The 13,536-nt window shown below is 45.5% G+C and carries 7 protein-coding genes and 1 riboswitch; of the genes, 4 read left to right on the top strand and 3 right to left on the bottom strand.

Features of this window, described 5'->3' with window-relative positions; translation table 11 throughout:
• Positions 1–22: 22 nt before the first annotated feature.
• The 3 genes from IQO02_RS05115 to IQO02_RS05105 all read right to left on the bottom strand — a co-directional run bounded on the left by IQO02_RS05115 (position 23) and on the right by IQO02_RS05105 (position 2,427).
• Positions 23–715, bottom strand: coding sequence for an iron-sulfur cluster assembly scaffold protein (locus IQO02_RS05115; protein WP_016768344.1), 693 nt, complete (start codon positions 713–715; stop codon positions 23–25).
• A 194-nt stretch (positions 716–909) separates the two neighbouring features.
• Positions 910–993: riboswitch (Fluoride riboswitch) on the bottom strand.
• A 155-nt stretch (positions 994–1,148) separates the two neighbouring features.
• Positions 1,149–1,442, bottom strand: a complete 294-nt coding sequence (locus tag IQO02_RS05110; RefSeq protein ID WP_010438976.1) for a YebG family protein — start codon at positions 1,440–1,442, stop codon at positions 1,149–1,151.
• Between the two features lie 88 nt (positions 1,443–1,530).
• The gene (locus IQO02_RS05105) at positions 1,531–2,427 is read right to left on the bottom strand and encodes a LysR family transcriptional regulator (protein ID WP_016796884.1); all 897 of its coding nucleotides are present in this window, start codon (positions 2,425–2,427) and stop codon (positions 1,531–1,533) included.
• 207 nt (positions 2,428–2,634) lie between these two features.
• On the opposite strand from IQO02_RS05105, the gene IQO02_RS05100 reads away from it, so the two are divergent.
• The 4 genes from IQO02_RS05100 to recD all read left to right on the top strand — a co-directional run bounded on the left by IQO02_RS05100 (position 2,635) and on the right by recD (position 13,528).
• Positions 2,635–3,585: a TDT family transporter gene (locus IQO02_RS05100; RefSeq protein WP_016796885.1), complete on the top strand. Its 951-nt coding sequence runs from the start codon at positions 2,635–2,637 to the stop codon at positions 3,583–3,585.
• Between the two features lie 127 nt (positions 3,586–3,712).
• Positions 3,713–7,189 (top strand): exodeoxyribonuclease V subunit gamma, encoded by a 3,477-nt coding sequence (gene recC, locus IQO02_RS05095; protein ID WP_016796886.1) that lies wholly within the window; start codon positions 3,713–3,715, stop codon positions 7,187–7,189.
• A gap of 427 nt (positions 7,190–7,616) precedes the next feature.
• Complete coding sequence (gene recB / locus IQO02_RS05090; protein WP_016799451.1) at positions 7,617–11,291, top strand: exodeoxyribonuclease V subunit beta; 3,675 nt, start codon at positions 7,617–7,619, stop codon at positions 11,289–11,291.
• Positions 11,288–13,528 carry an exodeoxyribonuclease V subunit alpha gene (gene recD / locus IQO02_RS05085; RefSeq protein ID WP_193838513.1) on the top strand — a complete coding sequence of 747 codons (2,241 nt, stop codon included), beginning with the start codon at positions 11,288–11,290 and terminating at the stop codon, positions 13,526–13,528. The genes recB and recD overlap by 4 nt, the downstream gene beginning before the upstream one ends.
• The last annotated feature ends 8 nt before the right edge of the window (positions 13,529–13,536 follow it).

Raw genomic sequence — 13,536 nt, 5'->3', positions numbered from 1 at the left:
CTTTCCTCTAAATTGGCAAAAATTATTGTTGGCGTGGATTAATGGTGGTTACAGCTTCATCGAAGCGACCGTAGGTTCCCATAGCAAGGTCTGCTGCTTCATTGGCTGACATACCTTGATTCATCGCCTTCATCATTTTGCCGAGGTTGAGATATTCGTAGCCAATTACTTCGCTATGGTCATCAAGTGCAAGCTTGGTCACGTAACCTTCGGCTAGCTCTAGGTAACGAACGCCTTTCGCTGAAGTTGAATAGCTAGTACCTACTTGGCTACGTTGTGTTTGACCTAGGTCTTCTAATGCCGCGCCAATTTCTAGGCCGCCTTCAGAGAATGCAGATTGAGTTCGACCGTAAACAAATTGCAGAAAGATTTCGCGCATGGCTACGTTAATCGCGTCACACACTAAGTCAGTATTCAGGGCCTCAAGAATGGTTCTTCCTGTGAGGATTTCGGCTGCCATCGCGGCTGATTGAGTCATGCCTGAACAACCAATCGTTTCGATTAGTGCTTCTTCGATGATGCCGTTTTTTACGTTGAGCGTCAGTTTGGCTGCACCTTGTTGTGGTGCACAAGTGCCTACGCCATGGCTTAAGCCAGAAATAGCGATGACATCTTTTGGGCTAACCATGGCGCCTTCAACTGGAATTGGAGCTGAAGTGTGAAGATCACCCCTTTGAATAGGGCACATTGATTGAATTTCTGAAGAGTAGTGCATAATGTTTTCTCATTGATAGAGCCATTTAAGACCTAGGGCGTTGAGAAAACAGGACGTGTTGGAAGAGGTGCGGCTAATTCACTACAGATCTTGAGTATCGATAATCCAAAGGTGTCATGAAGCTTGGTCTTAATAGACTAAGTCCATTTCAAAATGGAGGAATAGCGATACGTCCAACAGTATTACCTGTTTTCGATTCTGTAGGAGTCATTAGCACTGTTCGAAAGAACGGGCGGTTGAAGCAAAAGCTTAGGTGGAACCCCATCACCTGATGGCTATAGATTAGATCTTTATCACACTTTTGTGCAAGCGAATGTTTAGAGCGATTTCGACTATAAACAAGCTTTATTATATTTCAATAAGTATAAAAAAACGCCAATAACGGACTCTTGTTAGAGGTGTTATTGACGTTTTTTAGAAAGGGAGCAGCTAGTTATGCTGCATCTTCTTCTGCATCTTCAACAGCTTCAAGCTTCTTCGCTTTCTTTGGTACTGGTTTGCGCTTAGCGCCCAATGCGTAAAGAACTTCTTCTTTGTTCTTCGCTAGGTACATTGCAAGTTCTTCTTGCTTGCCTTCATCTTCAACTAAATCGCTTTTGCCTAACAGTTCAAAAAGCTCATCAGCCATATCCAGCATTTTGTCGTATGCGTCAGCTTCGGCTTTAGAGGTAAAAGTCATTTTCTCTTCTCCGTTGCGTTCCACCACGTACTTGACGATAACAGCCATGGTTAATCCTCTAAGTTTGATAAATTTTACTGGCTTTTTATACAGTTTCTGGTGCAAAAAGTCCAGTTGAGGGCCTAACTATGCGGCCTCAATCTTGATGTGTAGCCCAGTCTTCACAATAATCCATGAAAGATTTCAGCAGTGGGCTTTGATATTTGTCTTTATGGACCAGTATCCAAAATCGGCGTTTCATGTCGAGTGGTACATCAAGTGCTTTCACTCGGCCTGAATCAATCGCGCGTTGTGCCGCTAAACGCGATAAACAGGCAAAGCCAAGACCTGCAGAAACAGAGTTGATGATCGCTTCCGTGGTATTTAGCTCAAATGACTCATACCAATGCTCTATACGAGGAGCAACGGTACGCAGGAAGAACTCACGAGTTCCTGAACCTGATTCCCTAAGTATCCAGTGGCTGCCTTCTAAATCTCTCAAATTAACTTTGTCTTTTGCCACTAAAGAGTGTTGATTACTAACAATAATACACATTTCATCGCTACTGAATTGGCTTGAGAGCAGTTCTGGATGAAGTGTTTTTCCTTCAATTAGCGCAATATCCAGTTCATAATCCACCAACTTTTGACAGATCAGGGCACTGTTTGAAATGAACAAGCTTTGATCTTGATGCTGAGTTCGCTCACGGAAGCCTGACAAAATAAAGGGTGCCACTTGATTACCAATCGTGTCACTCGCACCGACCTTTAGATTGCCACTTAATGGTTGGTCATCACGGAACAACACATCGATGCCTGCCGCTCGGTGAAGTATTTCATCAGCTAAGGGAAGTAACTTTTGTCCTTCCTGATTGAGAATTAATCGGTTGTTGACCCGGTCAAATAGAGAGTGACCCAGTTGTTTTTCCATTTCACCTAGCGCCATGCTCACAGCTGCCTTTGATAAAAACAGGGCTTCTGACGCTGAGGTAAGCGTTGAGTGTTGGGTAATGGTGACAAACACTTTGAGTTGTTTGATTGAAATATTAGCCATCAGATTCCTATTTCTACACTGTTGGTGAAATAAATTTCGTTCAGAATTAATGAACGCTTGTTATATATAATTGGATATTGTTAAACGAAGCGCAAGCGTATTATGGCTTCAACAAGCTGATGAGTTCACAAATTGAGTGAATTAAGTTTAAGAGAGGCTGACATGATTCAACGTATTAAATATAGATTAACAGGAGCTCCAACACCCATGGCTGGGTTGGCACTAGCAATTGCAAGCTTGGGCTGGTGTTGGGATGGCGTTTTAGTCGCGCAAGGTATCTTATCCACTCCGGGTTTGGTGCAGTGGATCAGTGCTGGTATTGCTGCGGTATTACTTCTTGTTTTAGCCGTGAAATTTTTAATTCATGGTCACCTTTTGCGTGAAGATCTTGCTCATCCTGTTGTCGGCAGTGTTGTTCCTACATTCGCGATGGGTTGTATGGTGGTTTCAGCTTCGTTGGCCCCAATCTCTCAGTTTCTGCAAGAAGCAATGTGGTTAGCTTCAGTGGCTTTGCATGTTGTTTTCTTAGTGAGCTTTTTGTACCACAGAGCTAAAAACTTTGAGATACACCACATGGTACCGAGTTGGTTTGTCCCACCGATCGGTATTATCGTGGCAGACGTTTCTTTCTCTGGGAACCCTATTTTAGAACCAGTGGCACACGCAACTTTAGTGTTTGGCTTGTTGGTTTATGCTGTAATGCTACCGCTCATGATCTACCGTTTGATCTTTTCTCATGAAGTGCCAGATGCAGCAAAACCAACCATTGCAATTATGGCGGCACCAGCGAGTTTATCTTTAGCGGGTTACTTAACTGTTACTGCAACACCTTCACCAGTGATCATTGGTCTGTTATTTGGTATTGCGGTGTTAATGACGTTCATTATTTACGTGGCGTTCTTCAAACTACTTCGCCTGCCATTTAGCCCAGGTTACGCAGCGTTTACCTTCCCAATTGTAATCGGTGCAACAGCTTTGTTTAAATTGGCGGCTTGGATGCAAGTACAAGGTGTTGAAGCACAATACATTAGCCAAGTGTTCAATCTAGCGTACCTAGAACTGATTGTGGCAACCTTGGTGGTCGGTTATGTCGCTGTTCGTTACTACATGAACTACAAACCTCATCGTGTTTTAGGTGCGGTAGCGGGTAGACTGTAAGAAGCAATAGTTCAAAAGGTAAACAGAGCTTAAGCTTTCGGTATTTCATCAGCTTATATTCCTAATCCAAACTCAGCACTTATGCTAATCTGGCTTTATATTGTGGCAAGATTAGCGTGAGTGCACTTTGTTTACTGTTTACCATTCCAATAAAGTTGATACTTTAAAAATCCTTCTCGTTCACTTAATTAAAAGTGACCCTTTAGCCAATCCTTTCGAAAAAGAGCAGATCTTGGTTCAGAGCCCAGGCATGTCTCAATGGCTTAAGATGGAACTCGCCAAAGAGTTTGGCGTAGCAGCAAATATCGATTTCCCACTTCCAGCAACCTTCATTTGGGATATGTTTACCCAAGTGCTTCCTGATGTACCTAAACGCAGTGCTTTTAACAAAGAAGCGATGACGTGGAAGCTGATGAGTTTGCTACCCGCTAAGCTTGACCACCCTGGTTTTTTACCTCTACAACGCTACCTTGAAAACGACGAAGATGATTCGAAGTTGTACCAATTGGCAGAGAAAATTGCCGATATCTTCGATGGATACTTGGTGTATCGACCGGAGTGGATGGCGATGTGGGAAGCGGGAGAGCCCGTTGCCGAGTTAATTGATGATGAGGGGCAACAAGAACATCCTTGGCAGCCAACTTTGTGGAAGACACTCTATGAGCAAACCCTGTCTCAAGGCCAATCGAAGTATCACCGTGGTAACTTGTATCACGACTTTATTGAAGCGTTAGCCAATCAACAAGGTCAGCTACAACACTTACCTAAGCGTCTGTTTGTGTTTGGTATCTCTTCGCTGCCTCCTCGTTATATGGACGCGTTGAAAGCACTTGGTGAGCAGATTGATGTTCATTTGATGTTTACCAATCCTTGCCAACATTATTGGGGCGATATTCGCGATCGTAAATACTTGGCAAGAGTTGAAGCGCAGCGTCGTAAGCAGTTTGCGTTGGTTGATGGTTTACCTCAGCTAGAAGGTGAAGTATCACCTTTGAAAGATAGCATTGAAGCCAACGTTGAAGATGAACTGCATACTAGCCAAGCTGTCGGTAATAGCTTGTTGGCGTCTATGGGTAAATTGGGCAGAGATAACCTGTTTTTGCTATCTCAATCAGACAGTGAAGAGCACGAGTTCTTTATTGATGTAGAGAGAGACAGCCTGCTCCATCAATTGCAAGCCGATATTCTCCAGCTAGAAGAACATCAAGATGATCACATCTTAGATTCCAGTAATCATAAACAGGTGGTTGAGCTTGGCGATCGTTCACTGACTTTACATGCGTGTCACAGCCCAATGCGTGAGGTGGAAGTCCTCCACGACCAACTGTTGGCAATGTTTGATGCAGACCCGACACTGAAACCACGCGATATCATCGTGATGGTGTCTGACATTAATGCTTATAGCCCAGCGATTCAGGCGGTATTTGGTAATGCTCCGGGTGAGCGTTATATCCCTTACTCGATCTCTGATAGAACGGCTGACCAAGAAAGCCCAATTCTGACCGCCTTCATGCAGTTGGTCGCGCTACCGAACACGCGTTGTTTAGCTTCTGAGTTATTAGAGTTATTAGAAATTCCAGCGATGATGGCACGCTTTGGTATCGATGAATTTCAATTCGAGCAAGCTAAGCTGTGGGTTGAAGAAGCGGGTATTCGTTGGGGCGTCGACTCGTCTACCGCAACGGAGTTTGACTTGCCTGCTACTGAGCAAAACACTTGGCTATTCGGTATCCAGCGCATGCTCTTAGGCTATGCGATGTCGGATTCCGCAGGTTTGTTTGAAACCGAACACTCTCCGATTGCTGCTTATAACGAAGTTCAAGGCATTAACGCCGAACTTGCTGGTAAGTTAGCGCACTTTATCGATCGTATCGCACATTACCGTCAACGCTTAACTGAAACCCAATCTATCGATATGTGGCGTGAAACCTTGCTGCAAATGATTGATGATTTCTTTGCGGTTGAACTGGAAGGCGAGGTGGTGCTCAAATCGATTCGCGATGCACTTTCGCAACTGAATGAACAGCTTGATGATGCCTTGTATGAACAAGAACTGTCGCCAAGCATTATCTACCAGTACCTCAATAATAAGTTATCTGGCGCGCGTATTAGCCAGCGATTCTTAGCTGGCCAAGTTAACTTTTGTACCTTGATGCCGATGCGTTCTATTCCGTTCAAAACCGTCTGCTTGTTAGGCATGAACGATGGTGTTTACCCTCGCTCAATGCCGCCAGAAGGTTTTGATCTAATGAACGGACGCACACGACCTGGCGATCGTTCTCGCCGTGATGATGACCGCTACCTATTCTTAGAGGCGATGCTGTCAGCGCAAGAATGTTTATACATCAGCTATGTCGGCCGCTCGATTCAAGATAATACCGAGCGAGTGCCGTCGGTATTGGTTTCAGAGTTGATCGAGTACTGCCAGCAGAACTACTGCTTAAGTGAAGACCAAGCGTTGCCAAGCGATGATTCTGGTATCAACCTGACTCAAGCGATCAGCTTTGAACACACCATGACACCATTCAGCCCTGCGGCGTTTACTCAAGGTGACGCAAACCATGTGCTGAGTTACGCCAAAGAATGGCTTCCTGCGGCTAACCGTTCCGGTGAACGTAGTGGTGAATTCAATCGTGCCTTGGATGACTATTTGTTGGGTGCAACGTACCCGTTGGAACTCGACTTGGTTGAGTTACAGCGTTTTTGGCGTTTGCCAGTGCAGTACTTCTTTAATCGCCGTCTAAAAGTGGTGTTTGAACCGCCACTTCCTGTGATGGAAGACGATGAGCCGTTCGTACTCAATGGACTAGAGAGCTTCCAGCTTAAAGATGCGCTGCTGCAAGTGTTGCTGGACCATCCTGAAGGTGCAGATGAAGCGGTGCGCCTGTTTGTCTCTGAGCAAAAAGCACAGGGTCGATTACCGGTCGGCGCCTTTGGTGATATCGAATTTGAAACCAACCGTGTTCAAGCGGAAGACTTAGCCAAAGAAATTCGATTTGTGAGCGGATCACCGCAGCAAGATCTCGAAGTGAATATCGAATTTGATGTGTTAGGCGAAGGCAAACCTGTTCGTTTGATGGGTTGGTTAACTAAAAACTATCAATCGGGTCTAGTTCGTTTCCGTAGCGGTAAAATACGCTCTCAAGATTATTTGGCAGCGTGGATTGATCATCTATGTTGTGCAGTGATGGGACATGGAAAAACGACCCATATTATTGGCTACGACAGAAAAGAAGGCGTGGTTCACCAAACGCTACAACCTATTGGCGATGCGCTTCAGGCGAAGAGTTTGCTGGCTGAGTTAGTACGACTGTTTTATCAAGGCATGACAGCACCACTGCCTTACTTCCCGAAAACCGCGTTAGCTGGTGTTGAAGCGGGCTTTAGCCGCGGTAAATGGGTTGATGACGAAGAAAAGTCCCTAAAGAAAATGGCTGATACCTTTAATGACAGCTTCGCCTTTACTGGCGAGGGTCGAGATACTTACATCTCACGTATTTGGTCTAAGTGGGATGATGCTCTGGCTGCTGAGTCGCGAATGTATTCAACGCTTGTGCTGCAGGCCGCAAGACTCGCCGCTGCCGATCTTGAAGATCAGGAATAATCGGCAGTGATCAGCAAGATCACCAACAATATGCTTATCAAAGAGATGCGTTTGAATAAAAGCATGGGAAATAAAGAGTTAGATGTAAACTTGGTGTGCAGGGCTTATAAAATGACGAGAGGAAGTCGTTTATGAGGAATCAAGGTACAGGAAATAAAGTGGCCGCCAGTAAATCATTATTAGTGTAGGGCGTTCGCTGTACGGCCACAGGTCAGAGGGACCATTATTCAGTGGTTCAAAGTAACGCATGAGTATAAAACTCGTAGGCGCTCCTGAACTCGTGGGCGCATAGTAGCGAGGCGATCTGAATTGATCCGTGAGAGAGATCGCACTAACTATTAACAAATTGGCGTAGGACGTAAATTGAATGACATTTTCTACGCTAGGTCACATTTGTAACAACACATTTATCAGAAGGCAGTAAGGCATGACGACTACAAGCAGTGCTCAGGTAATCGTTCCACAAACACTTGATACCATGACGTTTCCACTTCATGGCGCGCGTTTAATTGAAGCATCAGCGGGTACGGGTAAAACATTTACTATTGCTGGCTTGTATTTACGTTTACTGCTCGGGCACGGTACTGCTGCGCCGCAAGGCGATCTGACGGAAGCTACTCGACACCATGAGCCGCTGACCGTAGACCAAATTCTGGTTGTGACTTTTACTGAAGCGGCAACCGCAGAGCTACGCGATCGTATTCGTGCGCGAATCCATGATGCACGTATTGCGTTTGCTCGTGGTCAAAGTGACGACCCAGTGATTGCTCCTCTCTTACAAGCCATCGATGATCATGCTGGTGCGGCGAAAACTCTGCTCAATGCTGAAAGACAAATGGATGAAGCGGCGGTATACACCATTCACGGTTTCTGTCAGAGAATGTTGACTCAGAATGCCTTCGAGTCTGGAAGCCGCTTTGATAATGAATTTGTGACCGATGAAAGCCATCTGAAAGCACAAGTGGTTGCCGACTACTGGCGTAAACAGTTTTATCCGTTACCCATTCAACTTGCAGGTGAGGTGCGAAATATTTGGGGTTCTCCCGCTTCGTTACTTGCCGATGTAAATCGCTATCTGACGGGCTCTCCGCTGAAATTGACGGTAGATGCGATGTCGGGAGACCTGCAAACTCTGCACAATCAAAACTTAGATAAAGTGAAGCAACTTAAGGCGTTGTGGTGTGAATCCGAAGCGGACTTTTTGGCTTTGATTTCTGGATCGGATGTGAATAAGCGCAGCTACACTAAGAAGTCTTTGCCGACTTGGTTAGAAGCCGTCACAGCATGGGCGCAAAGCGACACTCATGATTACCAGTTTCCAGATAAACTAGAGAAGTTCTCACAAGCAACGTTAATTGAAAAAACACCAAAAGGCACTGCACCTCAACACGCAGTTTTCGAAGCGATTGAAGACTTCTTAAATTCTCCAGCAGATCTAAAAGCTCCTTTGCTGGCACATGCGATTATTCATTGTCGAACTATGTTGGCTAAGGCTAAACAGCAGAAGCAGTGGTTATCGTTTGATGATTTGCTGACTCAGTTATCCGCGTCAATCGATGTAGATGAGCAATCACTGCTGGTGGAGAGAATTCGCACCTTATACCCAGTAGCGATGATTGATGAATTCCAAGATACCGATCCGTTGCAATACAGTATTTTTAGCCGAATCTATTTAGATAACCCGCAATGCGGTTTGTTTATGATCGGTGATCCGAAGCAGGCAATTTACGGCTTCCGTGGTGCGGATATCTTTACCTACATTAAGGCGAGAAACCAAGTTAGTGCTCACTACACGCTGGGGACTAACTGGCGTTCGAGTGCTGACATGGTCAGTGCGGTAAACCAAGTGTTTATGAATTCGGATAGCCCGTTTATCTACGATCAAGATATTCCATTCTTACCTGTCGCAGCCAGCCCATCGGCTGACAAACGCCAGTGGGTGATGAATGGTGAAACTCAGCACGCACTCACCTTTTGGCTGCAAGAGGCTGAAGACAAGCCGTTACCAAAGGGCGAATATCACAAAGCCATGGCTGAGGCGACGGCGAGTCAAATTCAAACTATTCTGACCGCTTCTCAAAATCAACAAGCCTATTTTGATAACGGCAAAAAACAACATGCTGTGAATGCGGGTGATATTGCAGTCTTGGTTCGAACTGGTAGTGAAGGTCGCCTGATTAAGAACGCGTTGTCTGAACAAGGCATTGCAAGCGTGTATTTGTCTAACCGAGATAGCGTTTTCACCAGCTTGGTCGCACAAGATATTCAGCGTTTACTACAGGCGGTGCTGACACCTGAAAATGACCGTGCATTACGCGCCAGTTTAGCGTCGGAGTTGTTTGCTCTGGATGCCGCCTCATTGGATGAACTCAACAACGATGAAGTGGTTTGGGAAAACGTCGTTAACGAATTTCGAGAATATCGTAAGTTGTGGCTGCAACGTGGTGTGTTACCAATGCTTCGCAGTGTGATCAGTAAACGACATCTCGCGGAACGTTTACTGGAAGAAGAAAATGGTGAGCGCTCACTCACTGATTTAATGCACATTGGCGAATTGCTACAGCAAGCAAGGCAGGAACTCGACAGTGATTATGGCTTGCTGCGCTGGTTAGCAGAAGCGATTTCCGATGCTCAAAATGGTTTAGGTGGCAGTGAAGACGACATTCAACGCCTTGAATCAGAAAGAAACTTAGTTCAAATTGTTACTATTCATAAGTCGAAAGGCTTGGAATATGACCTCGTATTTTTGCCGTTCGTGGCGAGCTACCGAGAAGCGAGTGAAGGTAAATTCTACGACCATGACTCAGATACCACGGTACTTGATATTACGGGCAGTGATAGTGCTTTAGCACAAGCGGATAAAGAGCGATTGGCAGAAGATCTACGTTTGATTTACGTGGCGCTTACTCGTGCGGTTTATGGCTGTTTTATTGGTATGGCTCCTTTACGTAAAGGGCGCTCAACCAAAGAGCCGACCGGTGTTCACTTAAGTGCTATGGGCTACTTGATTCAAAACGGACAAGAGCAAGGCATTGCTGAGTTGCATCAAGCTTTGTCAGCGATTGAGGGTAAGAATTCAAGCGTATTACTGTCTGAAACTCCGACAGCTCACGAGCAAGTGTTTGTACAAACAGAGCAAGTGAGTGACGAGTTACAGGCTAACGAACTCAAGGCTTCAATTGACCGAGCTTGGCGAATCACCAGTTATTCGGGCTTAGTCAAACAGGGCAGTCACGGCGCGAGCCATGATGCGACCATTGAGGTGTCTGGTTTCGATATCGACTCAGCGGATGAACAAGACGAGTCGGAATTGATTGAACCGGAACGTTCTATATTTTCGTTCCCTCGCGGTGCTCGCCCAGGTACCTTCTTACATACCTTGTTTGAGGATGTTGAATTTACCGAGCCAGCAACCAGCGAATATAACACGCAAGTAATCACTCACTTATTAGAATCAGAGCAATACGAAATAGAGTGGTTACCTGTACTTCAACAACTTGTCGATACGGTGCTGAACACCGCGTTAGATGGTAAGGACTTAAAGCTAAGCAAGAAAGACTCAACGCAACGATTGGTCGAGATGGAGTTCTTGTTGCCGATAGAAGTGTTGGCCGCATCTGAGCTGAATCAAACCATTCAGTATCATGATCCCTTGTCGGCCAAGGCGGGCGACCTAGGTTTCCAAACCGTGCAAGGCATGCTGAAAGGCTTCATCGATTTAGTGTTTGAGCATCAAGGTAAATACTATGTACTCGACTGGAAATCGAACCATCTAGGTGATGATGTTGCCGTCTATCATGGTGAGGCATTGAAATCGGCGATGGCCGACCATCGCTATGATCTGCAATATCAAATCTATGCGTTGGCATTGCATCGCTTTTTACGCAGCCGCGTTGCTGACTACAGTTATGAGCAACATTTCGGTGGGGTTTATTACTTGTTCTTAAGAGGAATGGACGGACAATCTCAACAAGGTATTTTCTCGGCTAAACCAACCTTGGCTTTGCTCGATGAAATGGATCAATTGATTGACGGTAAAGTGATAGACAGACGTTTAGCACAATTGAATGACGATGAAACTGGACAGATGGGGCTTTTATAATGACAACGACCACTAATACCAGCATAGAGACAGCGAACTCAGTTAAGCCAGTTTCACTTATCCCTGAGCAACTCATGGATGTATTAAAGTTCCTCGCTGATAAGGGCTCAATTCGTCAGTTGGATTATCAATTTGCCCGTTTTATTGCTCAGCAAGCCGCGGCTCACTCTCAAGAAGTCGGTTTTCTCGCAGGGGTGGTGAGCCATGAATTAGGCAAGGGGCATATCTGTACTCAGCTTATACAGCAGTATACGGTAGGCCCTGAACAAACGGCGGATCTTGCTCAGTTACTTGGGTTGTACGGTGAAACGGCACTGCAACTGAATCAAAAGTTATTAGGTATTGATTGGGTGGCGGTACTTCAATCGTCAAACCTAGTTGGCACAACTAATGATTGCGTTAAGCCGCTGATGTTTGATGGACAGCGAGTTTATTTACAGCGCTATTGGAACTACGAAGTTGTGTTGGCTGAAACGTTAAACCGTTTAAGTAAGCCAGTAGAGTTCAATATTGAACAGAAGAAGGCGCTGACTGAAACGCTGAATCAGTTATTCGCACGCAGTTATCACTTTTTGTTTAACGCATTAGCCAAGGCTGGTTCGAGTCAACAAACCTCTCAGGTGTTACGCCAACAGTTGGTGTGTGACCATCTCGATATCGTTGATGAACAGGCTCTAGATTGGGGCGCGATCGACCAAGTGATTGTTCAAGCCAAGCAAGTAATGGATCTAGAGGTGTTGGATAGCCTAGTGCCGTTATCCGTCTGTTTGAACTGGCAAAAGGTCGCAGCAGCAGTGGCGTTAAGTCGTCGTTTTGCTGTGATTTTTGGTGGGCCGGGTACTGGTAAAACGACCACGGTAACCAAATTACTGTCGGCTATGGTCGAGCAATCGTTAAGCCAAGGTAAAACACCGACGATCAAGCTAGTGGCACCGACAGGTAAGGCGGCGGCACGTTTAACAGAGTCGATTGGCAAAGCGATTGAGCAGCTGCCTTTAGCGCCTGAAGTAAAAGCCAACATACCAACGGAATCGAGTACTTTACACAGATTACTCGGCGCGATCCCTAATCGAGCGGAATTTAGACACAACCGACGTAATCCACTTCACCTTGATATCTTGGTGGTGGATGAAGCTTCGATGGTCGACTTATCCATGATGTATAAGCTGGTGGATGCACTCCCTGAACACGCAAGGCTTATCTTGTTGGGGGATAAAGACCAACTCGCTTCAGTTGAAGCGGGCGCGGTGTTAGGTGATATCTGCTCGTTTAATTCAACAGGCTACAGCACAGCGCAAGGTAATTTGATTGCGGAGATGACAGGCTTTGACGCGATAGCTAATACAGGGCAGGTCAAAGCTGGATCGGTTAACCCTCCTGCGATTGCAGATAGCTTGTGTATGCTGCAGAAGAGTTATCGTTTCGATGCTCGTTCAGGTATCGGGCAGTTGGCAAAAGCAATCAATAACGGCTCTGCTAATCAGGTCGATCAAGTGTTTGCTAAAGGATTTGGAGACATTGAAAATCACCCGCTGTCGAGTGATAGCTATAACTTGATGCTGCGTACCTTAGTTAATGAGTATGGTGAGTATCTCAATAGAATGAATGTTCCTTTAAACGAGCTAGAGACTCAAGAAGCGCGAGCTAAATCGGTTCTCGATTTGTTCAGCAAATGTCGATTGCTGTGCTCCGTTCGTGAAGGCGATTTTGGTGTTAAAGGTTTGAATAACAGGATCGAAAGGGCGCTAGCAGCAAGACGTTTGGTGAATCCGCACAATGACGAATTGTGGTATCACGGGCGACCAGTAATGGTAACGCGTAATGACCATGGTTTAGGTTTATATAATGGTGATATTGGTATCTGCATGCTTGAGGCCGATTCCAGTAGTGCTTCTTATGATATTTCCCATTCAATAGCTGCGAGTTCTGCGCCTAGATTGAAGGTGTATTTTGAATTGCCGGATGGCAGCGTGAAAGCGGTGCTTCCAAGCCGAGTTCCCGATCATGAAACGGCTTATGCGATGACGATTCACAAATCTCAGGGTAGCGAATTTGATTTGACCTTAATGATCCTGCCGCCAGATTTTAGCCCCATTCTAACGCGAGAGCTTATCTATACCGGTATTACGCGTGCAAAGAAACGATTGATGATGTTCAGTGATACCAATGTACTAAAACGTGGTATTAAAGTGAAAACAGAGCGAGTTAGCGGTTTAGGAAGTCGTTTAACCGGCTAATGAGTTGT

It is taken from the genome of Vibrio sp. OPT24 (genome assembly GCF_015163545.1).
Taxonomy (GTDB): Bacteria; Pseudomonadota; Gammaproteobacteria; order Enterobacterales; family Vibrionaceae; genus Vibrio; species Vibrio cyclitrophicus.
Note: the sequence above shows the minus strand (reverse complement) of the source record. Positions and strands in the feature narration are given on the sequence as shown.